This window comes from Caulobacter sp. NIBR2454, assembly GCF_027474405.1.
Taxonomy (GTDB): domain Bacteria; phylum Pseudomonadota; class Alphaproteobacteria; order Caulobacterales; family Caulobacteraceae; genus Caulobacter.
In genome coordinates this window covers 2,236,632-2,258,916 of sequence record NZ_CP114871.1, presented here as the reverse complement: position 1 = coordinate 2,258,916, position 22,285 = coordinate 2,236,632, and the positions used below count along the sequence as shown (strand labels likewise).

Below are 22,285 nucleotides of genomic sequence, written 5' to 3'. Positions count from 1 at the left end.
GGGAGTTCAATGTCGAGGATTGAAGAACGGCGAGAGGCCAGGGACGGCCTGAAGGCGGCGCTGCAGCGCCAGCCGGTGATCGCCACGGTCGATCTTGGCGCGTCCAAGGTCAGCTGCTTCATCATGAAGGGCGACGGGATCAAGCGCGACGAGCGCTCCCTGACCACGGCCGGTGTCGGCTATGTGCAGTCGCGCGGCGTGCGCGGCGGTTCGATCGTGAATCTCGACGAGGCGGCCCAGGCCATCGCCCAGGCGGTGGAACGCGCCGAGACCGTGGCCGGCGTCTCCGTCCAGGGCGTCACCGTTTCGACCGCCGGCGGCCAGCTGGCCAGCCATCGCGTGCGGGCCCAGGTCTCGCTGGGCGCCCGTCCCATCAGCGACGCGGATCTGTCGCGCGCCATCGGCTCCGCCCTGTCCCAGGTGAAGCTGCCCGGCCGCAAGCCGATCCATATGCTGCCCATGGCCTGGTCGGTGGACGGCCAGAAGGGCGTGAAGGATCCGCGCGCCATGTTCGGCCGCTCGCTGGGCCTGGAGCTGCTGGTCGTCTCGATCAACGAGAACGTGTTCCACACCCTGAGCCACTGCATCGAGCGCGCCCACCTGTCCTTCGACGGCGTGGTCGCCGCGCCCTTCGCCTCGGCCCTGGCGGCCCTGGAAGAAGACGAAATGGACCTGGGCGCCGTATGCATCGACATGGGCGGCGGCTCGACCTCGGTCGCCGTGTTCAATGACGGGGCGCTGGTCCACGTGGACAGCCTGCCGGTCGGCGGCGGTCACGTGACGCAAGACATCGCCCGTGGCCTGTCGACCTCGCTGGTCGGCGCCGAGCGGATCAAGAACCTGCACGGTTCGGCCATCGCCTCGTCGAACGAAGACCGGGAGATGATCGAAGCCCCGCCGCGCGGCGACGATCCGGGCGCGGGTCCGGTGGTGGCTCCGCGCTCCATGTTGAAGGGCATCATCGCCCCCCGCGTCGAGGAGACGCTGGAACTGCTGCGCGAACGCCTCAAGGCTTCCGGCGCGCCGGTCGAGCCGGGCGCGGGCATCGTTCTGACGGGCGGCGCGAGCCAGTTGGCCGGCGTGCGTGAAGTGGCCGTGCGCGTGTTCGACCGTCCGGTCCGCCTGGGGCGTCCGCGTCGCCTGCCGCATCTGGCCGATGCGGCTTCGGGTCCGGCCTTCTGCGCCGCGGCCGGCGTGCTGCAACGCGCGGCCTTTGGTCCGCGCGAGGTTGTGTCGTCCAAGCAGCTGATGGGGCAGAAGATCCGCCGCGAACCGGTAGACCCCGCGGCTGGCGCGCTGTCGCGGGCGGCCGCTTGGCTGCGCGACAACCTGTAGGGAGAATCGGGCAGGGGATTCGCGACCCGATCTGGGCGTCGAATCCGACTCATGGTTAATCCGCCGCAGGGTGGTTAATGCCGAAAGCTGTCCACAGCGAACACGCGTTCGATCCGCGATTCCCTTGAGGCAACAGGGAAAATTCGGTTTTCCGCCTCTTTGACGCCTTCCGACTCAGCGTATGCAGTTAACTGCCAATTAACGATGGTGGTTCAACTGTTAACCGAACCGTCATCGACGGGCGGGCGAGCGGGGTCGCCTTAACCCCTCGATGACTTCGGCGAAGGACTTGGGGTCCAAACAAATGGCTATTTCTCTCTCAGCGCCGCGCACGACTGAACTGAAGCCGCGGATTGTCGTCTTCGGTGTCGGCGGAGCCGGGGGCAACGCCGTCAACAACATGATCGAGGCGGGCCTCGAAGGTGTTGAGTTCGTGGTCGGCAACACCGACGCGCAGCAGCTCCAGTTCGCCAAGACCGACCGCCGCATCCAGCTCGGCGTTCAGGTGACGCAGGGCCTGGGCGCCGGCGCCCACCCCGAAGTCGGCATGAGCGCCGCTGAAGAGAGCTTCCCGGAGATCGGCGAGCACCTGGACGGCGCCCACATGGTCTTCATCACCGCCGGCATGGGCGGGGGCACCGGCACCGGCGCCGCCCCGATCATCGCCAAGGCGGCCCGCGAGCGCGGCATCCTCACCGTCGGCGTCGTGACCAAGCCCTTCCACTTCGAAGGCCGTCACCGCATGCGTCTGGCGGACTCTGGCATCGCCGAGCTGCAGCGCTACGTCGATACCCTGATCGTCATTCCGAACCAGAACCTGTTCCGACTGGCCAACGAGCGGACGACCTTCGCCGAAGCCTTCGGCATGGCCGACCAGGTCCTGCACTCGGGCGTGCGCTCCATCACCGACCTGATGGTCCTACCGGGCCTGATCAACCTCGACTTCGCCGACGTCCGCACGGTCATGACCGAGATGGGCAAGGCGATGATGGGCACCGGCGAGGCGACCGGTGAAGATCGCGCACTGATGGCGGCCCAGAACGCCATCCAGAACCCGCTGCTGGACGAAGTCTCGCTCAAGGGCGCCAAGGCCGTGCTGGTCAATGTGACCGGCGGTCTGGACATGACCCTGCTGGAAGTGGACGAGGCGGCCAACGCCATCTCCGACCAGGTCGATCCGGAAGCCAACATCATCTTCGGCGCCGCCTTCGATCCTTCGCTGGACGGCGTGATCCGCGTGTCGGTGGTCGCCACCGGCATGGACGGCGCCGCCATGGTGGTCGGCGAGCCGCGCACCACCCGCACCGCCAACGTCGGCGCCGCGCCGCTGATCCTCGAAAAGAGCTCTTCGTTCGCCAAGGTCGCGCCTGAGCCGGTCGCGGTGGCGCCTGAGCCCGTCGCGGCCCCGGAGCCGGCCTATGTCGAGCCCGTCGCCGAGATCGAACCGGAAGTCGCCCAGGCCGATCTGTACACCAGCGAACCCGTCGCCGAGTACGCGCCGGAGCCGGTCGTGCAGCCCGTGACCCGCATCGTCGATCCCGCCGTCGAGGAGACGGTCGAGGAAGAGCCAATGTTCGTCGATACCCGCTACGCCGAGGAGCCTCGGCAGAAGAACGGCTTCTTCAGCCTGTTCGGCGGCCGTCAGCGCTATGACGCCGCCCCGCCGCCTCCGGCCGCGCGCGCCGTCTCCGGCGGCGGCGCCCGCCCAGTGGCGCAGCCCATCGAGCAGGAACTGAACGAAGAAGGTGAGGATCTGGAGATCCCGTCCTTCCTGCGTCGCCTGGCGAACTAGAAAAATAAGGCCAAATCTGGTCTTCAGCACGCCCCGCTCCACAGCGGGGCGTGTTTTATTTTTGCCATATAAATCAGTTACTTATCGCTAGAAACAATACGAAACAGGACTTGTTTTGCGATGCAGCAAGGCCCCGCCTAAACCCAACCTGGGGCGTGAAACCGTCTGCGTCTTTGACGGTTATGTTTGTTTCGAAGGATCGCTCGTGTCTGCAGCAACGCACTTTCAACACACCGTGGCCGGGCCAGCGATCTTCGCAGGCGTGGGTCTGCACACGGGTGTGCGCGTTCGTGTGGCCATCCGCCCCGCCGGCCCCGAGACTGGCGTCGTCTTCGTCCGCACCGATGTGACCGACCGCGACAACACCGTGCCGGTGACCGCGCAGTCGGTGGGCAAGACCCAGCTCGGCACGGTGATCAACAATTCCGCTGGCGTCACGGTCTCGACCATCGAGCACCTGATGGCCGCCCTGGCCGCCCTGAACATCGACAACGCCATCGTCGAGCTCGACGGGCCGGAAGTGCCGATCATGGACGGCTCGTCCGAGCCGTTCGTACAGATGCTGGATCGCGCCGGCCGCCGCAGCCAGGAAGCGCCGCGCCGCTATATCGAGATCCTGCGTCCCATCGAGGTCGTGGAGGGTGACAAGCGCGCCGTCCTGACCCCGTCCGAAGAGTTCGAAGTCGCCTTCGAGATCGCGTTCCCGAGCGCCGCCATCGGCCGCCAACGGGTCGATCTGGTGGTGGACGAGCAAACGTTCCGCGACGAGCTGTCCGACTGCCGCACCTTTGGTTTCGTCCATGAGGTCGAAGCCCTGCGCGCCATCGGTCTGGCCCGCGGCGGTTCGATGGAAAACGCCGTGGTCATCGACGGCGACCGCGTGCTGAATCCCGAGGGTCTGCGTCGCCCCGACGAGTTCGTGCGCCACAAGGCGCTGGACGCGATCGGCGACCTCTACGTGCTGGGTTCGCCCATCCTGGGCCGCTTTGAAGGCGTGCTGGCCGGTCACGGCTTGAACAACGCCCTGGCCCGCGCCGTGGTGGCCAATCCGTCGGCCTGGCGCATCCGCACCTTCGCCGCCGATCTCGCCCAGGCCGTCTGATCCTTCTCTGCGTTTGCGCCCGCCCATGGGTGGTGTAGAAGCGCTGACGGCGCGGGGGCGCGCGTTTGTTGCTAGGTGAGGATTCGTGCTTCGTAACCCTGTGAGCCGTACGGTCGTTGTCAGCGCCGCGCTTGTCGCCGCCCTCGCTGTGTCGGGTTGCGCCGGCGACAAGAAGAAGCCGTCGATTCAGTACGAGGAACGCCCCGTCGAACTCCTCTACGCCACCGGCGCGGACCGTCTGGACCGCCGCGAGTGGGACGATGCGGTGAACTACTTCCGGGAAGTGGAGCGCCAGCACCCCTATTCGGAATGGTCGCGTCGAGCGATTCTGATGACCGCCTACGCCCACTACCAGGGCAACGACTACGCCGAGGCCATCGGCGACGCCGAGCGGTTCATCTCGCTGTATCCGGGCAATCCGTCCACGGTCTACGCCTACTACCTGAAGGCTATCTGCTACTTCGAGCAGATCGTCGATGTGGAGCGCGACCAAGCCTATACCGAGCAGGCGCTCGCGTCGCTGCGCGAGGTCGTCCAGCGCTACCCGAACACCGAGTACGCCCAGGACGCCCGCCTGAAGATCGACATGGTCAACGACCAGCTAGCCGGCAAGGAGATGACCATCGGTCGTCACTACCTGCGCAACGGCAACTCGCTGGCCGCCATCGGCCGGTTCCGCACCGTGGTCGACCGCTACCAGACCACGACCCACACGCCTGAAGCCCTGTACCGTCTGGTCGAGAGCTATCTGACCATCGGCCTGATCGACGAGGCGACCAAGAACGGCGCCGTACTCGGCTACAACTATCCGGGCGATATCTGGTATCGCGACGCCTATCGCCTGCTGAACGACCGTGGCCTGCGCCCGGCCGTCGAGCCGCGCACCCCGGGCGCCAAGCGCAGCTATCTGGAGCGCCTGACGGGCACCGGAAACAACCGCGCCCTGCCGCCGCCGGTCGAGCAGACCGAGGCCCAGCGCAAGGCGCCCGCCGCCGAAGCCGCGGCCACGCCGGCGGTCAAGGCGCAGCCCAAGGCGAAGAAGAGCCTCCTCAAGCGACTCTGGCCGCTTTGATCCTGGAAGATTCGCGGCGATCCTAGGCCCATGCTCATCGGCCTCGGCATCCGTGACGTCGTCCTGATCGAAAGCCTGGACCTGTCCATCGGCGAAGGCCTCACCGTGCTTACAGGCGAGACCGGGGCAGGCAAGTCGATCATCCTGGACTCCCTGGGCCTAGCGACCGGCATGCGCGCCGATGCGGGCCTGGTCCGGCGCGGCGCGTCTCAGGCTTCGGCCACGGCGCTGTTCGCCCTCACGCCCGACCATCCGGCCTGGGCCTATCTCGACGAGAAGGGCCTCTCCTACGACCGCGGCGAGGATTTGGTGCTCCGCCGCCTGCTGGGCGCGGACGGTCGCTCGCGCGCCTTTGTCAACGACCAGGCGACCAGCGTCGGGGTGCTGAAGGACCTCGGCGGCATGCTGCTGGAGGTCCATGGCCAGCACGAGACCGTCGGCCTGCTGGACTCCAAGACCCACCGCCCGCTGCTGGACGCCTATGGCGCGGTCAGCCTCTCGGCCGTCGCCTCGGCCTGGAGCGCGTGGCGCGCCGCGCGTGAGGCGCTGGAGGCCCTGCGGTCACAGGCCGCCAACGCCGAAGCCGAGATCGAGGAACTCAGCCTGCGTCTGGGGGAACTCGATCGTCTCGACCCCCGCGAAGGGGAGGAGACCGAACTGGCCGCCGAGCGGGCCCTGTTGGGTTCGGCGGAAAAGGCGCTGGCCGATATCGCTTCGGCCCAGGAACAGCTCAGCGGAGACGGCCTGTCCAGCCGCCTGGCCCAGGCTTTCCGCGCCCTGGAACGTGCCCGTGACCGCGCCTTGCAGGCTGGAGCCGTTCCAGACGGTCCGGCGGTCTCTCGCCTGATCGCGGCCTGCGATTCCGTGGATCGCGCCCTCGTCGAGGCGCAGGAAGCCGCCGCCGCCGTTGACGCCGCCGCCGACGCCTTTGAATTCGAACCCGACCAGCTGGAGAAGGCCGAGGAGCGCTTGTTCGCCCTGCGCGGCATGGCCCGCAAGCTGAACGTCTCGGTCGAGGAACTGCCGCTGCTGCGGGCTGAATACGCCCAGCGCCTGCAATCGGTGGAGAGCGTGGGCGAAAGCCTTGTCACCGCCGAGCGCGAGGCCGCCGAAGCGCGCGAAGCCTATCTGTTCGCCGCCGAAACCCTGACGGCCGAACGCAAGGCGGCTGGCGACCGGCTGGCCGCCGCTGTCGAGGCCGAACTCGTTCCCTTGAAGCTTGAGAAAGCCCGCTTCCGCGTCGCCGTCGAGCCGCTGGGCGAGGAACGAGCGGGGCCGTCGGGCGTCGACAAGATCACCTTCCAGGTGGCGACCAACCCGGGCAGCCCGTTCGGCGAGATCGGGGCCATAGCCTCGGGCGGCGAGCTGGCCCGTTTCGCCCTGTCGCTGAAGGCGGCCCTGGCTGGCCGTGCCGAGGGCGCTCAGCCGTTGATGATCTTCGACGAGGTGGACCAGGGCGTCGGCGGGGCCGTGGCGGACGCGGTGGGTCTGCGTCTGCGCCGCCTGGCCGGGAACGCCCAGGTGATGGTCGTCACCCACAGTCCGCAGGTCGCCGCGCGCGGCCACGCCCACTGGCGCATCGCCAAGGCTGGCGACGGCGAGGCGCTGCGGACCAAGGTCGAGGTTCTGTCTCCCGCCGCGCGCGAGGAGGAGACCGCCCGCATGCTGGCCGGCGCGGAGATCACCGAGGCCGCCCGGGCCGCCGCCAGGGCGCTGATCGGCGGCTAACTGTAGGTCGCCACGCTCTCGGCCAGCGGGTCGAGACGCACCGACAGCGCCACGCCGCCCGCCGCGATCAGCAACGCCGCGCACAGCGCTAGGCCCCAGGACGGCCTGACCACGCCCTGAACCAGCGGCCACAGCAGCAGGCCGCAGAGCAGGACGAACAGGGCGCTTGCCGCCGGCATGTCCGCCCCGACGCCCAGGAAGGCCAGGTGCGCGATGCCCAGCAGGTAGGCGCAGCCGACTGCCGCGCCCGTCCCCAGCAGGGTCAGCCCTAAGGCCCAGTGTCGGCTCATCAGGGTCGCGCCAGCCGCCACGATCCCCGCCAGCAGCAGCGGCCACGCAAAGAGCGCCGCCCCGGTGGGATAGATCGCCTGTATGACGCCGCCAAGGATCAGGACCACGATCGACAGGCCCAGCCAGCCGCCCCAGGTTCCCGGCTTGAGCGCCGCGACGGCGGGCGTCAGCAAGGCGGCGAGGGCGGCCATCACCAGCAGTGGAACCGGGGCCGCGCCCAGGGCCAGGCCGGCGACGGCGAAGACCACGGCGGGCGCCAGTTGCAGCCACCACCGCCCCGGTCCGGGCTGGACAGCCGCGGCCAGCAGCACGGCGAGGCCGATCAGCCCGGCCTGTAGCTCCAGATGAGGAATAGCGGCCAGCCGGTCGTAGTAGTTGGGCTTGCCCGGGGCGAGCGATAGCTGATTGATCACCGTCAGCAGCAGGGCCGCGTTGGCGATCAGGGCGATGGCCAGCAGCACGCCGCCTGCCAAGCTGGTCCACGGCAGCACACCCGCCTGACGCACCTTCCAGCCGGCGAAGGTCAGCAGGCCCGCCGAAAGGGCGAGAATGATCCAGCCCGCCATGGGCGGGTAGGAAATCACCACAAGGCCAAACAGGTCGCCGAAGGTGGCGTCGGCCGTCTTGGGCGGCAGGGCGGGGGCCGTCGCCAGGGCGCGGGTCAGGTCGAGCGCCTGCGAGCCCATGTGCTGCAGCGAGCCCTTGTCCAGGTTGGCGGGCGTCGAGAGCGGCGAATGGTAGAGGCCGGGATCGCCGATGAAGGCGATGTTGAAGCCGGGCACGTCCCGCTTCTTGGCGTTGGTATAGTCAGTGCCGTTGGGCATCAGCTCATAGATCAGCACCGACAGCGAATTGGTCGCCGGCTGGCGAACCGCTTTGGCGTAGAGATCCATCATGGCGGCGTTGCCGGCGCCGGTCTCGAACATGCTGGCGCGGCCGCCGCCGCCACGGGTCTCAAGGTTCACCACCACCCCCACGCGCTTGGCCATGGGGTGGTCGCGGAAGAAGGCTTCGGCCCCGTCCAGCCCCACCTCTTCGGCGTCGGATAGCAAGACCATCACGTCACGCTCCCGCGCGCCGCCGGCCTTGATGGCGCGAAGGGTCTCCAGGATCGTCGCCACGCCCGCTGTATCGTCGGCGGCCCCGGGCGAATCCCAGACGGTGTCGTGGTGCGCCATCAGCAGGACCGCCGGTTGGGTGCGGTCACGCCCCGGCAGCAGGCCGATCAGGTTGATGCCCTGGTCGGCGCTGGGCTCCTTGCTCCATTTGGCGAGGATGTTCCGGCTCCGCTCCGGCAGGGCGAAGGCCTGCACCCGCACTTCCAGTCCCAGGCCGGTCATGCGCTCGGCCAGGTAGGCGCGCACGCGGGTGTTCTCCAGCGAGCCGGTTGGGTGCGGGGCGCGGGCGATTTCCTCGACATCGACCATGGCGCGGGCGGCCGAAAAGGCCTCGGCCGGCGCGTCGGCAGGTAGGGGAGCAGGGGGGCGGGCGGCCAGGAACGCGATCAGCAGCGCCCCAGCAATGGAGGCGATCGCCGCAATGACCTTGCCCATGTCTCGACCCTTTGATTATTGCGCCCATCCAAGCAGGAAGGACGTCTGGCGGAAAGCGCCTTTGACTGCCAGAAATGCGGTCGTGAAGCCGATTGAGTCCCTGACCGAGTCCGAAGCCGCCGACGAGCTGACCGCGCTCGCCGACACCCTGGCCGCGCATGACATCGCCTACTACCAAGATGAAGCGCCGACCATCTCGGACGCCGAATATGACCTGCTGCGCCGGCGCAATACAGAGTTGGAACAGGCCTTTCCACATCTGGTCCGGGACAACTCGCCCTCCATGCGCGTCGGCGCGGCGCGAGCGACGGCGTTCAGCCCGGTCGAGCATGGCGTGCCCATGCTGTCGCTGGACAACGCTTTCTCCGACGAGGAGGTCAGCGATTTCGTGGCCCGCATCCGGCGGTTCCTGAAGTTGCCGGCGGATGAGCCGGTGGCCTTCGCCGCCGAGCCCAAGATCGACGGCCTGTCAGCGTCCTTGCGCTATGAGAACGGCGTGCTGGTTCGCGGCGCCACGCGCGGCGACGGCAAGACGGGCGAGGACGTCACCGCCAATCTGCTGCAGATCGCCGATATCCCCCGCAAGCTGTCCGGTGACGTGCCGGCGGTGATCGAGGTGCGGGGCGAGGTCTATGCCTCCCTGTCCGGCTTCGAGGCCTTCAACAAGGCGGCGGAAGAGGCGGGGACCCGCACCTACGCCAATCCCCGCAATTTCGCCTCGGGCTCCTTGCGCCAGATCGACGCCAGCGTCACCGCCAAGCGCCCGCTGCGCTTCTTCGCCTATGCCTGGGGGGAGGTGAGCGAGCCGTTCTCCGACACCCAGCACGGGGCGCTGGAGAAGCTGAAGGCCTGGGGCTTCGTGGTCAACGAACGCTCCGTACAGGTGGAGAACGCCGAGGGTCTTCTGGAGGTCTATCGCGCCACCGGCGAGGCGCGGAGCAAGCTCGACTACGATATCGACGGCGTCGTCTATAAGGTCGACCGTCTGGACTGGCAGCAGCGGCTGGGCTTCGTCTCCCGCTCGCCGCGTTGGGCGATCGCCCACAAGTTCCCCGCCCAGCAAGCGACCACGGTGCTGGAAGGCATCGACATCCAGGTCGGACGGACAGGATCGCTGACGCCGGTTGCGCGCCTTCGTCCCGTCACCGTCGGCGGCGTGGTGGTGCGCAACGCGACCCTGCACAACGAAGACGAGATCGAGCGTCTGGACGTGCGCATCGGCGACACCGTGCGGCTGCAGCGCGCGGGCGACGTGATCCCGCAGATCCTGGGCGTGGTTTCTGAACTGCGGCCCGCCGACGCCAAGCCGTATGTCTTTCCCGATCACTGTCCCGTCTGCGGCTCCGAAGCCGTGCGGGAGGGCGACGAGGTCAAGCGCCGCTGCACCGGCGGCCTGATCTGTGACGCCCAGATCGTCGAGCGGCTGAAGCACTTCGTCAGCCGCCGCGCCTTCGACATCGAGGGCCTGGGTGAAAAGCAGCTGATCGCCTTCCACGCGCGCGGCTGGATCAAGGAACCGGCCGACATTTTCCGTCTGGCGCGGGACGAGGCGAAGCTGGCTGAACTGGAGGCCGAGGACGGCTACGGCGAGACCAGCATCCGCAATCTCGTCGCCGGTATCGACGCGCGCCGCCGTATCACCCTGGACCGGTTCCTGTTCGGCCTGGGCATCCGGGATATCGGGGAACAAACCTCGCTGGTTCTGGCGCGGGCTTTCGAAAGCTGGAGCGCGCTGAAGGCCGCCTGTCTGGAAGCCGCGCGCGGCCTGCCGAGCGAGGCGTGGAAGGAACTGGCCGCGACCCACGCTGTCTCGCCTCGGGTACTGACGCAGATGGCGGAGACGACCTTGGCCGAAGCCGATCCCTGGCCCGAGGCCACCCTGGACATGAAGATCAGCCAGGCCTTTCCGGGCCTGGCCGCTCCCGCCCGCCGGGGACTGGCGAGTCTGGCGGACGACTGGGCGGGCCTGCGCCGGTTGGCGGATGCGGCGCGTCAGGGACCGTCGGAGATGCTGAACCAGATCGCGGGCGTCAGCGGCGTCGGCCCCGTCGCCTCGGAAGCCCTGGCCCACTTCTTCCACGAGGCCCACAACCTGGCGGTCGTCGAGGCCCTGGAAGCCGAGCTGGTCGAGATCATCGACGCCGAGCGGCCCAAGGCCGACACGGCGGTGGCCGGCAAGACCGTGGTGTTCACCGGCGCGCTGGAGAAGATGACCCGCGACGAGGCCAAGGCGCAGGCCGAAAGCCTGGGCGCCAAGGTCTCTGGTTCAGTCTCCAAGAAGACCGACCTGGTGGTCGCGGGTCCCGGCGCCGGCTCCAAGCTTAAGGATGCCGAGAAGCACGGGGTCCAGGTGCTGACCGAGGACGAGTGGTTGGAACTGATCAGGGTCTAATCCTCCTGCCCCGCTTGCGGGGGAGGGGCAGGAGAAGGTCAGTAGTAGTCCTTCAGCGTCAGGCTGATCGTCTCGCCGCCGCCTAGGGTGACCTTCAGCGTCTCGCCGGCGGCGGCGGTGCGCAGCTTCGAGAGCCCGGCGCCGCCCAGGTCCTTGGCCGGTTGTCCGTTCACAGCGGTGATCGTCTGGCCGGCCCTCAATCCGGCGGCCTCGGCGGGAGAGCCTGGAGCGACCATGCTGAGGGTGAAGACCCCGTCCTTGAACTGCGTGACCAGACCCGAGCGATCCTTGGAGAAAGGCAGGCCGACCGCTTCCGGCCTCGGCTTCAGCAGGATGCGGCCGCGCGAATAGTCGGTGGTCAGGTCAAAGCGGCTGAGGATCGGCATGCCGATGTTGCCGTGTGTGCGGGTGCTGTCGAGGGCGCTGCCGTCTTCTTCCCCGAACACCGTGGGGATATCCTTGAAGGTCACGCCGGCCAGGGTCAGGGTCCGCACGGTCGCCACGCTGCGGGTCTTCAGACCGCCGATGGCGCCCGACAGGCTTTTCGACGTCGGGCGGTCGGATAGCATGTTCCGCGACTTCCAGTAGCCTGGGAAGACCAGAAGCGGCCCGCCGTTGCCCAGGTCGAAGTCCAGCAGCACCGGCTCTGCGCCCTCGATCGAGGCGGGGATGGCGTGGATGCCGGCCACGCTGGTGACCGGCACCGACACGGCGCCGGCTTTTGGCGTGAAGCGGGCAGGGTCCTGGAAGGCGATGGTCTTGCCCGCGAAATCCAGATCGACCACCAGTTCGTTGAAGACTTCCTTGCCGAGGATCACGGGCAGGGGCTGGCCGATCATGGCGGCGATAGGCTTGAGGTCCATCATGGCGACGGTGATGTCGCGCAGTTCCATGGCGCCGATGCGGATGGTCACGCCGCTGGCCAATTCGGCCACGTCGCGGCCGCCGGTGCCGACGGCGGGCACGATGGCGGTGGGCTTGATGCCCAAGCTCTCGGCGAAGGCCTTGTCGAGCACCGTCGCCTCGGCCCCGCTGTCGAGCAGGACGTGGGTCTGGGCGCCGTTGATCGTGGCCGGGATGTAGATGCGCGAGCCCAGATAGAACTGGAAGGCCAGGGGGTCGGTAGCCGTCTTGCCGTCGGCGAAAGCGTAGATGCGCTTGGCCGCCGGCTGGGCGAAGGCCTTGGCGTCCACCTTTGGATTCAGGTCGGCTTCGGTCAGGGTGATGGTGGTCCTGTATGGATCATCGGCCACCTGCTGCACCTCACGGAAAGCGATGCGCACGCCTTCGACCCTTCGCCAGTCGCCATAGCGAGTGACGGTGGTGACGCCGTCCTCGACCAGGCGGTCGGCGACCAGGGCGCCCGTCGCCGGGTCCAGCAGCAGGTCGTAGCGGTCGCGCGCGCCAAAGCTGACGCGCAACACCTGGACGGTCTTGCCGTCGAAGGCTTCGTCGGGCTGCAAGTTGGCCTTGTCGCCGCGCAAGGCGTCGTCGAACAGAGCCAGGCGGCGGTTGGCGGCCTGGAGAGCGGCGTCCTTGTTGGCGGCTTCAACCTGACCGCTGAGGCTGACGGTCCAGCCGCTTTCGCCGATATAGGCGCGGTGGGTCGTGGCGGAGCCTAGGTTGAACTTCTCCAGCGTGCGACCGGGCTCGATGCGGCGCTCCACGGCGCCTTTGAACCGGCCGTTGTCGGTGGCGCCGCGCACCAGCAGGCCGTCGGCCACCTCGAAGGCGGCCCCGCCACGCCAGGCGATATAGCGGTTCACGGCGTCGGATTTGGCGTCGGCCTGGGCGATCGCAGGCAAGCCGAGGGCGCAGACCGCCACGGCGGCCATCAGCATCGATTTCATGGGTCAGTCTCCGAAGGCGGGGCTGGTCAGCGCGTCCAGGCCCGGCGGGCGGGAGGCGAACAGCGTAGGTTGGAATTTCAGGGCGCGGCCGCTCTCCTGGGCGCCGAGGATCAGCTCGGCGGCCAAGCCGCTATGATGGACGCAGGCCAGGTAGGGGCTGTCGCTCCAGACCCCGTGCAGGCAGCGCGCGGCGTCCCGCGACAACAGGGCGACCATGTGCTCGCGGGCGTCGGGGATGATGGTCACCTGCAGGCCGGGCCAGGCGTTGATCTGGGCCGGCGACCCTGGGGCCAGCACCACGTCGAGCAGCGTGTCGGTGGGCGCATAGATCTGGCCGGCGACCCGCACGCCGCGCGCGGCGGCGCTCAGAAGATCGTCCTCCAAGGCGGCGAAAGGTTCGGGAAACAGGTCGAACAACAGGACGCTTTGCGCGCCGGCGATCATGGCGCGGGCGCGGGCGAGCACCTGCTGCGGGGTCTTGAGGGCGTAGAGGCGGGCCTCCGCCTCTGGCGCATGCAAGGTCTTCAGGGCGATCAACGCGCCTTCGCTGCGTTGCTTGAAGCTGGCCTGCAGGGCCGCGATCAGTTCGGGAGCCGGCACGGCGCGCCAAGTCTTCCCATCGGTGTCGTCCACCAGCACGGCGCCTTTTTGGGATAGGCTTTCCAGCGCCTGATAGGTGTTGGCGGCCGCCTTGCCGACCGCCTTGGAGAGGCGATAGCCGGTGGCGGGGCCGATCCGCGTCAGTTCGCAGAACAACTTGGCCTCGGTCTCGGTGAAGCCGAGCTCCAGCAGCGCGCTTTCAGGATTAGTAGTTGTCATAGCTACTAACATCATGACGATAAGCGCTGTTGTCGAATTAAACCTCTGTAAGGCGCGCCTTCCTGTCGCCGCTCTGGTGCGTTACGGCTTGCGTAGGAGGACGTTCATGACCCTGAAGACCATCGCTCTCGCCGCCGCCTTCGTGAGCTTGGCTGCCGCCCCAGCCTTCGCCGACGTCACCGGCGTGTGGCGCACTCCCACTGCCAACGGCAAGGTCGAGATCAGCAAGTGCGGCGCCGAGCTGTGCGGCCGGCTGATCGGCTCCGACAATATCGACAAGAACCCCGCGCTGAAGGACGGTCGCAACAAGGACGAGGCCCAGCGCGGCCGGCCGCTGAAGGGCCTTCAGATGCTCTATGGCTTCAAGGGCGGTCCGGCCAAATGGACGGGGGGGAAGGTCTACAACCCCGAAGACGGGGGCACCTATGGCGGCACGATCGAGCAGACAGGTCCCGACAGTCTTAAGCTAAAGGGCTGCATCGTCGCGCCGCTCTGCAAGACGCAGACCTGGACGCGCTGGAAGTAAGCGAAGTGCTGCGCGCCTAGAGCGGCGCGCAGGCTTTTTCCAGCCAGGCCTTCACGTCGCCTTCTACGCGGGGGCCGATTTCTCGCCAGACCCGCGCGTGGTAGGCGTCGATCTGGGCGATCTCCTGGCCGCTGAGCAGGTCCTTTTCGAGCAGGCGACGGTCGTATGGCGCCAGGGTCAAGGTGCTGAAGCTGTGCATGGGCCGGTCGCCATCGCCGGCGCCGGTCGCCGGCATGACGACCTCCAGGTTTTCGATGCGAATGCCGTACTCCCCGTCCTTGTAGTAGCCGGGCTCGTTGGAGACGATCATGCCGGGCTGCAGGGCGATTGTGTTCGGCGCCTTTGAGATTCGTTGCGGCCCCTCGTGGACGCCCAGATAGACGCCGACGCCGTGGCCGGTGCCGTGGTCGTAGTCCAGCCCTTCGGACCATAGGTGAGCGCGGGCGAAGGCGTCGATGGCCGAGCCGGTGGTGCCGGCGGGGAAGCGCAGGCGGGCGATGGCCAGGTGGCCCTTCATCACCAGGGTGTTGCGGCGGATCATCTCCGCGCTCGGCTCGCCGATGGCGACCGTGCGGGTGACGTCGGTTGTGCCGTCCATGTATTGCGCGCCGCTGTCCACCAGCAGCAGGGAACCCATCCTAGCCCGCTCATTGGTGCGCTCGGATGGACGGTAGTGCGGCAGGGCGCCGTGACCGTTGGCGGCGCCGATGGTGTCGAAACTCAGGTCCTTCAGCTTGCCGGTGGCCTCGCGCAGGCTCTCCAGCTTGGTGACGGCTTCCTTCTCGTCGGGCGGGCTTACCTGGGCCTCGGTGGCCAGCCAGTGTAGATACTGCGCCAGGACCACGCCGTCGCGGCGGTGCGCTTCGCGCGTGCCGGCGATCTCGACGGCGTTCTTGCAGGCGCGGGGCAGGGCGCAGGGGTCCATGCCGCGAACCACGCTGGCGCCGGTGCCGGCCAGGGTGTCGAAATACCAGGCCGAGGACTGGGCCGGATCGACCAGAACCTTGTGGCCTTTCAGTTCGGCCAGGGCTTCTTCCAGCGCGTCGGGCGTCTCCAGACTGACCTGATTGCCTAGCCAGGCGGGCAGCTCCTCGGTGACTTTCGCGGGATCGAGGAACAGGCGAGCCGTGCCGTCGGCCCGCAGGATGGCCTGGGCCAGGGGCAGGGGCGAGCGGATCACGTCGCCGCCGCGGATGTTGAACAGCCAGGCGATGGAGGAAGGGGCGGTTATCACCGCGGCGTCGGCGCCCAGGGACGCGCCGATGCGGGCGCGCTTGTCGGCCGAGTCTTCGCCGGAGAACTCCAGCGGCTGAGGGACGACGGGAGCGGTCGGCTGCGGCGGGCGCGCCTGACCCCAGGCTTCGTCCAGGGGATTGGTGGAGACGGGCTTGAGGCTGGCGCCGGCCTTTTCGGCGGCGGCGCGCAGGGACGCCAGGGCGTCGGGGCTATGCAGGCGCGGGTCGTAGCCGATCACCGAACCCTTGGGCGCGGCGGCGAGATAGGCGGGCACGCCGCCCTCGACCAGATCCCGAATCTCAAACACGCCCTGATCCACCTGTTCGCGAACCTGGAGGGTATAGCGGCCATCCACGAAGACGGCGGCCTTGTCCTTGAGGATCACACCCGCGCCGGCCGAGCCGGTGAAGCCGCTGGCCCACGCCAGGCGGTCGTTGGCTGCGGGCAGATATTCGTTCTGATGCTCGTCCTCGTGCGGGACGAGGAACCCGTCCAGCCCTTGCGCCGCCATGGCTTGGCGGATCAGAGGAACGTGCTTGGGGCCGAAGGAGGGATCGGTGGATTCGTCAAAGGTCTGGCGCATGACGGTGATTTAAGCCCGTCGCGCGCCCGACGCCAGACGCGGCGTTCAGGCTCGCTGCAGAACGAGCGTGGCCCAGGCGTCGCGGTGGATGCGTCGGCGCACCTTGAAGCCTCGCGACAGGTATGCCGCCTTCACGAAGCGTTCCTGGGTGCGCAGCAGGCCGGACAGGATCACCGTGCCGCCCGGCTTCAAAGCGCCCTTGATGTCCTGCGCCAGGGAGACCAGCGGGCGCGCCAGGATGTTGGCGAACACCAGATCGTAGGGCGCGCTGTCACGAACCAGCCGATGGCCAAGACCGCTGGCGTGGACGAAGCGGGCGTCTGCCCGGTTCACCTTGGCGTTCTCCTTGGAGATGCGGACGCTGGGCTTGTCGATATCGGTGCCGACGGCGACGCGCGAGCCGGTGCGGGCCGCGGCGATGGCCAGCAGGCCGGTGCCGGCGCCCACGTCGAGCACCTTTTCGAAGCGCTTGGCCTTGAGCAGCGCGTCATAGGCCTGGAGGCAGCCGACGGTGGTTCCGTGGTGGCCCGTGCCGAAGGCGGCGCCCGCCTCGATACGCAGGTTGACCATGTTGGGCGAGGTGCGGCCCTTGTCGTGCAGGCCGAAGACGAAGAAGCGGCCGGCACGCACGGGTGGCAGGCCCGATAGCGCCATGGCGAGCCAGTCGGCGTCGGCGAGCGCTTCGACAACCGTCTTAAGACCGGTGAACTCGGCCAGTTGCGCCTTCAGCGCCTCGACCTCCTCGTCCGAGGTCGGGAAGGCGTCGATGCGCCAGATGCCACGGTCCTCGTCCTCTTCCAGGATCGAATAGGTCGCGCCTTCGAGGGCGACATTGGCGTCGATGGCGTCTGCCGCCGCTTCGGCGTCGGCGCGGGGGCCGCGGGCGATGATCTGGAAGGCTTGTTGGCTCATGCCGCCCGCATAATCGAGACGGGCGCGAAAAGCGAGACTCAGGCGGGGTCGAAGACCGGGATGATGACGGCTTCTTGCGCGTCATCGACGATGCCGCCGCCCTGGCTGGGATAGCGGGCTTCATCGCCGGGATAATCGGTTTCTTCCATTTCGGGCGCGGAGGCGGGCTCCATCGGCTCGGCCGGCTGGTCGTACTCGGCGATCTGCATCGGCTCTGAGTCGCCCATATAGGCTTCGACGATCACCGGCTCTGACGCTCGCAGGTAGTCGGTGCCCATCACCCAAGGGCCGCTTGACGTGTATTCGGGGCCGGCGTCGGCCTGGTCGATGATCACGCCGGTGGCGAAACCGGGGGGCGACGAGGTGATGTCGTCGGTAAAGGCCTGAAACGCCGGCTTCAGAGCCGCGCCCATGGCGACGCCGCTGAACGCGGCCAGTGCGATACCGTAAAACAGCGCCTTCATGGTCGAGGCTCCTCCCGTTGTAGGAGCGCTCGAACACGCGAAAGGTTCAGTAGGCGAAGGAGAGGTTTCGACTGATGCGCCAGACGCCGTCGTCGCCACGCCGCCAAACGCTTAGATAGCGACCGCCGCCGGAGCGCTTTTCACCATTGGCCGCGCGAACTTCGACGGCGCCGTGGCCCCACTCATAGATCAGGCCCGGCTGGACCGATTTTACGTCGTCCTGAGCGATGGCGCCGCCGATCACCTCGCCCATGCTAGCAAAGCGGGCCGACAGGGACGCCTGGAGAGCCTCGCGGCCCTGAGTGACGGAGCCGTCCGCCCCGATGGACACGGCGTCGGCTGCGTAGGGTTCAGCGATGCGACGGGGGTCCTTGGCCTTCATAGCCGGAATCCAGTCAGCGTTGGCCGCATCGATGGCGGGTTTGGCGGCGGCGAGATCGTCCGCCGGGGCCGCCGCCTGAACCTTGGACGCGAGTAGGGCGGCCGCCAAGGCCATTACGACCGGGGAGCGCATGCTCGGTGACTAGATCGGGTTCTCGGCCAGACGCTTGTCGAGATAGCTGCTGACCGACTTTTCGACGTCGGGCAGGTTCTCGGCCCAGAAGTGGGTGGCGCCGTCCACGACCTCGTGATCGATCACGATGCCCTTCTGGGTGCGCAGCTTGGAGACCACGCGCTCGACCTCGACCGGGGGCACCACGGTGTCCGCGCCGCCGTGCAGGATCAGGCCAGAGGCCGGGCAGGGCGCCAGGAAGCTGAAGTCGTACATGTTGGTCGGCGGCGAGACGCTGATGAAGCCGTCCGTCTCAGGACGACGCATCAGCAGTTGCATGCCGATATAGGCGCCGAAGCTGTAGCCGGCGACCCAGGTCTGGGAGGCGGCGGGGTTGTTGGCCTGCAGCCAATCCAGAGCCGTGGCCGCGTCAGCCAGTTCGCCAATGCCAGCGTCGAATTCGCCCTGGCTGCGGCCGACGCCGCGGAAATTGAAGCGCAGGGTCGAGAAACCGCGCTTCATGAACAGGTGATAGAGTTGGACCGCCACGGGATTGTTCATGTGGCCGCCCGCCTTGGGGTGCGGAGACAAGATCAGGGCGATCGGTGCGTTCTCGGCCTTACCGGGCGAGTACTGCCCCTCGATCCGTCCCGCCGCGCCGGTCAGAGTCACTCCAGGCATGGTCACCCCTTCATGTCTTTCAGCGCGCGGAATACTTGACCGCTGCGCTTGGTCTTCCTACATCGCGCATAGTCAGCGCCGCCTGTTCGGCAGCAGAGGTCCGCGCGAAGTCGCGGCTTGTAGCACAGGCGGAAATTGATGCGCGGGAAATCTGCAAGGGGCGGAGACTAGGCATGCGCCTGAGCACCAAAGGCCGTTACGCCGTGATGGCGATGACCGATCTGGCCGGCCGCCAAGGTTTGCCCGAGGACACCCGCGCCATCTCCCTGGCCGAGATCGCCGCCAGCCAGGAGATTTCGCTCTCCTATCTCGAACAGCTTTTCGCCCGTTTGCGCCGTCACGGCCTGGTCAAGAGCGCCCGCGGCCCCGGCGGCGGCTATCGTCTGGCTCGCGCCGCGGCGGAGACCCGCATTTCAGAGATCATCCTGGCGGTGGACGAGCCGCTTCGCGCCACCCGGTGCGGCGGTCGCAGCGGCCCCAAGGGCTGCATGTCCAAGGGCGTGCGCTGCGTCACCCACGACCTGTGGGAAGAAATGGGCCGCCAGATTCACGACTATCTCGCCTCGGTAACCCTGGCTGACGTGCTGGACGGCAAGCTGCGCCGCGAGGTGATGGTCGCGGCATGACCTATCTCGACTACAACGCCACGGCGAAGGTGCGGCCGCAAGCGGCCGCTGCGGTCGCGCGCGCCCTGGAGGTCGGGGGCAATCCGTCGTCCGTCCATGCGGGCGGCCGCGCCGCTCGCGCCATGGTCGAGGAGGCGCGGGCGGCCATCGCCGCCTTGGTCGGCGTCGTGCCGGGTTCGGTCACCTTCACCAGCGGCGGCACCGAGGCCAACGCCCTGGCGATCGAGAGCGCCAAGGCGGCCAAGTTCGATCGCATCATCATCAGCGCCGGCGAGCATGACGCAGTGGTTGAGAACGCGCGCCACAGCGGCTTGCCGGTCGAGATCATGCCCATCGACGGGAACGGCGTCGCCGATCTGGCGTGGCTGGACGCCGAGTTGGCAAAGCCGGGCAGGGCGCTGGTCTGCCTGATGCTGGCCAATAACGAGACGGGTGTGATCCAGCCGGTGGCCGAGGCTTCGGCCCTGGTGCGCGCGGCTGACGGCTGGCTGCACGTCGATGCGGTTCAGGCGGCGGGCAAGATCGTGATCGACTTCACCGCTCTGGGCGCCGACACCATGGCGTTGTCGAGCCACAAGATCGGCGGCCCGCAAGGGATTGGCGCTTTGGTCGCCGGGACCCGTGCGGTTCTCTCTCGTCGCCTGCATGGCGGCGGTCAGGAGCGGGGCCGTCGTGGCGGCACCGAGAATGTCCCCGGCATCGTCGGCTTTGGCGCGGCGGCGGCCGTTGCGATCAACGAGATCAAGACGCTCCAGACGCAGGCCGTCTGGCGTGACGCCTGCGCTCAGCGGGTGAAGGCGGCTGGCGCCGTGGTGCTGGGCGAGGACGCGCCGCGTCTGCCTCAGACCCTTTGCTTCGCGGGCGAGGGTTTCTCGTCGGAACTGCAGGTCATGACCCTGGATCTTTCCGGGGTGATGGTCAGCGCGGGCGCGGCCTGCTCTTCGGGCAAGGTCAAGGCGAGCCGCGTGGTCGAGGCCATGGGGCGGGCGGATCTCGCCCCGTACGCCATCCGCGTCAGCGGCGGCTGGGCCACGACCGAACAAGATTGGATCAAGTGCGGCGACGCCTGGCTTCAGGCCTGGGAGCGCTTCGGCGCCCGTCGTCGGGAGGTTGCGTAATGGTCGCCGTCAAGCAGACCGTAGAACACGTCGAGTCCCTCGAAGCCTACAAGCATGGCTTCATCACCGATATCGATCAGGAGTTCGCGCCCAAGGGCCTGAACGCCGACATCGTGCGCTTCATCTCGGCCAAGAAGGAAGAGCCGGAGTGGATGCTGCAGTGGCGGCTGGAGGCGTTCGAGCGCTGGCTGGCCATGGAGGAGCCGACCTGGGCCAAGGTCGCGTTCCCGCGCATCGACTACCAAGACTCCTACTACTACGCAGCGCCGAAGACCAAGGAAGGGCCGATGAGCCTAGACGAGGTCGATCCGGAGCTGCTGGCCACCTACGCCAAGCTGGGCATCCCGCTTAGGGAGCAGGAAGTGCTGGCCGGCGTGCAGGGCGCGCCGAAGTACGCCGTGGACGCGGTGTTCGACAGCGTTTCGGTGGTGACCACCTTCAAGAAGGAGCTGGCCGCCGTCGGCGTCATCTTCTGCTCGATGAGCGAGGCGATCCGTGAGCATCCCGAGCTGGTCAGGAAGTATCTGGGCTCGGTGGTGCCGACGTCGGACAACTATTTCGCCTGCCTGAACAGCGCTGTCTTCTCCGACGGCTCGTTCGTCTATGTGCCGCCGGGCGTTCGCTGCCCCATGGAGCTGTCGACCTATTTCCGCATCAATGCGGCCGAGAGCGGGCAGTTCGAGCGGACTCTGATCATCGTCGACAAGGGGGCTTATGTCTCCTACCTCGAAGGCTGCACGGCCCCGATGCGGGACGAGAACCAACTGCACGCGGCGGTGGTCGAGCTGGTCGCCCTGGAAGACGCCGAGATCAAATATTCCACCGTCCAGAACTGGTATCCTGGCGATCCGAAGACCGGCAAAGGCGGCATCTACAACTTCGTCACCAAGCGCGCCGATTGCCGCGGCGACCGTTCGAAGGTTTCGTGGACGCAGGTCGAAACTGGCTCGGCGGTAACGTGGAAGTACCCGTCCTGCATCCTGCGCGGTAACGACAGCTCGGGCGAGTTCTACTCGATCGCCGTGACCAACGGCTATCAACAGGCCGACACCGGCACCAAGATGATCCACCTGGGCGCCAATACGAAGTCGCGGATCATCTCCAAGGGGATCAGCGCCGGCAAGTCGTCCAACACCTATCGGGGCCTGGTCTCGGCGCACCCGAAGGCCAAGGGCGCGCGCAATTTCACCCAGTGCGACAGCCTGCTGATCGGCAAGGAATCCGCGGCCCACACCGTGCCCTATGTCGAGGCGCGCAATGGCCAATCGGTCTTCGAACACGAGGCGACCACGACGCGTCTGTCGGACGACCAGCTTTTCTACGTGATGCAACGCGGGCTGAACCAGGAAGAGGCCGTGGCCCTGCTGGTCAACGGCTTCGTCAAGGACGTGCTGCAGCAACTGCCCATGGAGTTCGCCGTCGAGGCCCAGAAGCTGGTGGCGATTAGTCTTGAGGGGAGCGTCGGATGAGCATTGACCCTGACGACGATGACTCGCTTGAAGCACGCGTAACTCGACTGACCTATTCTGTCGGTGAGACGCTTGAAGGATTGGCGGACAGTGACGTCGTCCGAGAGAAGATTGTTGAGCTTGCGATATTTGGATTTGCAGTCGGGCTTCTTCACAGCTTCGGAAATCAAGCTGTCGAAATTGAACACGCTCTTCAATCAGCCGCTTCCAAATTGAAACAACATCGCCTCAGTAACGGCTAGA

19 protein-coding genes are annotated in these 22,285 nt (G+C 67.5%); 11 read left to right on the top strand and 8 right to left on the bottom strand.

Annotated features, from left to right (window positions below; all coding sequences use genetic code 11):
* The first annotated feature begins 9 nt into the window (after positions 1 to 9).
* The 5 genes from ftsA to recN all read left to right on the top strand — a co-directional run bounded on the left by ftsA (position 10) and on the right by recN (position 7,029).
* Positions 10 to 1,335 carry a cell division protein FtsA gene (ftsA, locus tag O5K31_RS11075; protein ID WP_269713655.1) on the top strand — a complete coding sequence of 442 codons (1,326 nt, stop codon included), beginning with the start codon at positions 10 to 12 and terminating at the stop codon, positions 1,333 to 1,335.
* Positions 1,336 to 1,639: 304 nt separating this feature from the next.
* A complete protein-coding gene (gene ftsZ / locus O5K31_RS11070) occupies positions 1,640 to 3,127 on the top strand; it encodes a cell division protein FtsZ (RefSeq protein WP_269713654.1) in 1,488 nt (495 codons plus the stop codon).
* 205 nt (positions 3,128 to 3,332) lie between these two features.
* Positions 3,333 to 4,229, top strand: coding sequence for a UDP-3-O-acyl-N-acetylglucosamine deacetylase (gene lpxC / locus O5K31_RS11065; protein ID WP_269713653.1), 897 nt, complete (start codon positions 3,333 to 3,335; stop codon positions 4,227 to 4,229).
* 85 nt (positions 4,230 to 4,314) lie between these two features.
* Entirely contained in the window at positions 4,315 to 5,301 is a 987-nt protein-coding gene (locus O5K31_RS11060) for an outer membrane protein assembly factor BamD (protein ID WP_442867704.1), read from the top strand.
* 30 nt (positions 5,302 to 5,331) lie between these two features.
* Positions 5,332 to 7,029 carry a DNA repair protein RecN gene (gene recN / locus O5K31_RS11055; RefSeq protein WP_269713652.1) on the top strand — a complete coding sequence of 566 codons (1,698 nt, stop codon included), beginning with the start codon at positions 5,332 to 5,334 and terminating at the stop codon, positions 7,027 to 7,029.
* Here recN and O5K31_RS11050 read toward each other — a convergent pair.
* On the bottom strand, positions 7,026 to 8,873 hold the full coding sequence (locus O5K31_RS11050) for a M20/M25/M40 family metallo-hydrolase (RefSeq protein ID WP_269713651.1): 1,848 nt from the start codon (positions 8,871 to 8,873) through the stop codon (positions 7,026 to 7,028). The two genes, recN and O5K31_RS11050, sit on opposite strands and share 4 nt — an antisense overlap.
* 82 nt (positions 8,874 to 8,955) lie before the next feature.
* On the opposite strand from O5K31_RS11050, the gene ligA reads away from it, so the two are divergent.
* Positions 8,956 to 11,265 (top strand): NAD-dependent DNA ligase LigA, encoded by a 2,310-nt coding sequence (ligA, locus tag O5K31_RS11045; RefSeq protein ID WP_269713650.1) that lies wholly within the window; start codon positions 8,956 to 8,958, stop codon positions 11,263 to 11,265.
* Positions 11,266 to 11,303: 38 nt separating this feature from the next.
* Here ligA and O5K31_RS11040 read toward each other — a convergent pair whose 3' ends face one another.
* Both O5K31_RS11040 and O5K31_RS11035 read right to left on the bottom strand, forming a co-directional pair.
* On the bottom strand, positions 11,304 to 13,115 hold the full coding sequence (locus tag O5K31_RS11040) for an aspartyl protease family protein (protein WP_269713649.1): 1,812 nt from the start codon (positions 13,113 to 13,115) through the stop codon (positions 11,304 to 11,306).
* A gap of 3 nt (positions 13,116 to 13,118) precedes the next feature.
* On the bottom strand, positions 13,119 to 13,934 hold the full coding sequence (locus O5K31_RS11035; RefSeq protein ID WP_269713648.1) for a TrmB family transcriptional regulator: 816 nt from the start codon (positions 13,932 to 13,934) through the stop codon (positions 13,119 to 13,121).
* A gap of 106 nt (positions 13,935 to 14,040) precedes the next feature.
* On the opposite strand from O5K31_RS11035, the gene O5K31_RS11030 reads away from it, so the two are divergent.
* Positions 14,041 to 14,460 (top strand): DUF2147 domain-containing protein, encoded by a 420-nt coding sequence (locus O5K31_RS11030; protein ID WP_269713647.1) that lies wholly within the window; start codon positions 14,041 to 14,043, stop codon positions 14,458 to 14,460.
* A gap of 16 nt (positions 14,461 to 14,476) precedes the next feature.
* On the opposite strand, the gene O5K31_RS11025 is transcribed toward O5K31_RS11030, so the two are convergent.
* From O5K31_RS11025 to O5K31_RS11005, 5 genes are read right to left on the bottom strand one after another with little or no spacing between them, the layout of a single operon-like run.
* A complete protein-coding gene (locus O5K31_RS11025) occupies positions 14,477 to 16,279 on the bottom strand; it encodes an aminopeptidase P family protein (RefSeq protein ID WP_269713646.1) in 1,803 nt (600 codons plus the stop codon).
* Between the two features lie 45 nt (positions 16,280 to 16,324).
* The gene (locus O5K31_RS11020) at positions 16,325 to 17,191 is read right to left on the bottom strand and encodes a 50S ribosomal protein L11 methyltransferase (RefSeq protein ID WP_269713645.1); all 867 of its coding nucleotides are present in this window, start codon (positions 17,189 to 17,191) and stop codon (positions 16,325 to 16,327) included.
* Positions 17,192 to 17,229: 38 nt separating this feature from the next.
* Positions 17,230 to 17,655, bottom strand: a complete 426-nt coding sequence (locus O5K31_RS11015; protein ID WP_269713644.1) for a hypothetical protein — start codon at positions 17,653 to 17,655, stop codon at positions 17,230 to 17,232.
* A 46-nt stretch (positions 17,656 to 17,701) separates the two neighbouring features.
* A complete protein-coding gene (locus O5K31_RS11010) occupies positions 17,702 to 18,169 on the bottom strand; it encodes a YybH family protein (RefSeq protein ID WP_269713643.1) in 468 nt (155 codons plus the stop codon).
* 9 nt (positions 18,170 to 18,178) lie between these two features.
* A complete protein-coding gene (locus O5K31_RS11005) occupies positions 18,179 to 18,829 on the bottom strand; it encodes an alpha/beta hydrolase (protein ID WP_269713642.1) in 651 nt (216 codons plus the stop codon).
* A 173-nt stretch (positions 18,830 to 19,002) separates the two neighbouring features.
* Between O5K31_RS11005 and O5K31_RS11000 the strand changes: the two genes are divergently transcribed.
* Genes O5K31_RS11000 through O5K31_RS10985 form a run of 4 tightly spaced genes read left to right on the top strand, consistent with a single transcriptional unit; the run spans position 19,003 to position 22,284 of the window.
* Positions 19,003 to 19,455 (top strand): Rrf2 family transcriptional regulator, encoded by a 453-nt coding sequence (locus tag O5K31_RS11000; protein WP_269713641.1) that lies wholly within the window; start codon positions 19,003 to 19,005, stop codon positions 19,453 to 19,455.
* Complete coding sequence (locus O5K31_RS10995) at positions 19,452 to 20,573, top strand: cysteine desulfurase family protein (RefSeq protein WP_269713640.1); 1,122 nt, start codon at positions 19,452 to 19,454, stop codon at positions 20,571 to 20,573. Before O5K31_RS11000 ends, O5K31_RS10995 begins: the two co-directional genes overlap by 4 nt.
* The gene (gene sufB, locus O5K31_RS10990) at positions 20,573 to 22,042 is read left to right on the top strand and encodes a Fe-S cluster assembly protein SufB (protein ID WP_269713639.1); all 1,470 of its coding nucleotides are present in this window, start codon (positions 20,573 to 20,575) and stop codon (positions 22,040 to 22,042) included. The genes O5K31_RS10995 and sufB overlap by 1 nt, the downstream gene beginning before the upstream one ends.
* Positions 22,039 to 22,284 (top strand): hypothetical protein, encoded by a 246-nt coding sequence (locus O5K31_RS10985; protein WP_269713638.1) that lies wholly within the window; start codon positions 22,039 to 22,041, stop codon positions 22,282 to 22,284. The genes sufB and O5K31_RS10985 overlap by 4 nt, the downstream gene beginning before the upstream one ends.
* The last annotated feature ends 1 nt before the right edge of the window (position 22,285 follow it).

What these genes read in the sequence shown, in the direction of transcription:
- O5K31_RS11005 (WP_269713642.1), bottom strand. Translation starts at nt 18,829, where the DNA reads ATGCCTGGAGTGACTCTGACCGGCGCGGCGGGACGGATCGAGGGGCAG.
- recN (WP_269713652.1), top strand. Translation starts at nt 5,332, where the DNA reads ATGCTCATCGGCCTCGGCATCCGTGACGTCGTCCTGATCGAAAGCCTG.
- ftsA (WP_269713655.1), top strand. Translation starts at nt 10, where the DNA reads ATGTCGAGGATTGAAGAACGGCGAGAGGCCAGGGACGGCCTGAAGGCG.
- O5K31_RS11010 (WP_269713643.1), bottom strand. Translation starts at nt 18,169, where the DNA reads ATGCGCTCCCCGGTCGTAATGGCCTTGGCGGCCGCCCTACTCGCGTCC.
- O5K31_RS11035 (WP_269713648.1), bottom strand. Translation starts at nt 13,934, where the DNA reads ATGACAACTACTAATCCTGAAAGCGCGCTGCTGGAGCTCGGCTTCACC.
- O5K31_RS10995 (WP_269713640.1), top strand. Translation starts at nt 19,452, where the DNA reads ATGACCTATCTCGACTACAACGCCACGGCGAAGGTGCGGCCGCAAGCG.
- O5K31_RS11025 (WP_269713646.1), bottom strand. Translation starts at nt 16,279, where the DNA reads ATGCGCCAGACCTTTGACGAATCCACCGATCCCTCCTTCGGCCCCAAG.
- O5K31_RS11000 (WP_269713641.1), top strand. Translation starts at nt 19,003, where the DNA reads ATGCGCCTGAGCACCAAAGGCCGTTACGCCGTGATGGCGATGACCGAT.
- O5K31_RS11020 (WP_269713645.1), bottom strand. Translation starts at nt 17,191, where the DNA reads ATGAGCCAACAAGCCTTCCAGATCATCGCCCGCGGCCCCCGCGCCGAC.
- O5K31_RS11040 (WP_269713649.1), bottom strand. Translation starts at nt 13,115, where the DNA reads ATGAAATCGATGCTGATGGCCGCCGTGGCGGTCTGCGCCCTCGGCTTG.
- O5K31_RS11030 (WP_269713647.1), top strand. Translation starts at nt 14,041, where the DNA reads ATGACCCTGAAGACCATCGCTCTCGCCGCCGCCTTCGTGAGCTTGGCT.
- ftsZ (WP_269713654.1), top strand. Translation starts at nt 1,640, where the DNA reads ATGGCTATTTCTCTCTCAGCGCCGCGCACGACTGAACTGAAGCCGCGG.
- O5K31_RS11050 (WP_269713651.1), bottom strand. Translation starts at nt 8,873, where the DNA reads ATGGGCAAGGTCATTGCGGCGATCGCCTCCATTGCTGGGGCGCTGCTG.
- O5K31_RS10985 (WP_269713638.1), top strand. Translation starts at nt 22,039, where the DNA reads ATGAGCATTGACCCTGACGACGATGACTCGCTTGAAGCACGCGTAACT.
- sufB (WP_269713639.1), top strand. Translation starts at nt 20,573, where the DNA reads ATGGTCGCCGTCAAGCAGACCGTAGAACACGTCGAGTCCCTCGAAGCC.
- O5K31_RS11015 (WP_269713644.1), bottom strand. Translation starts at nt 17,655, where the DNA reads ATGAAGGCGCTGTTTTACGGTATCGCACTGGCCGCGTTCAGCGGCGTC.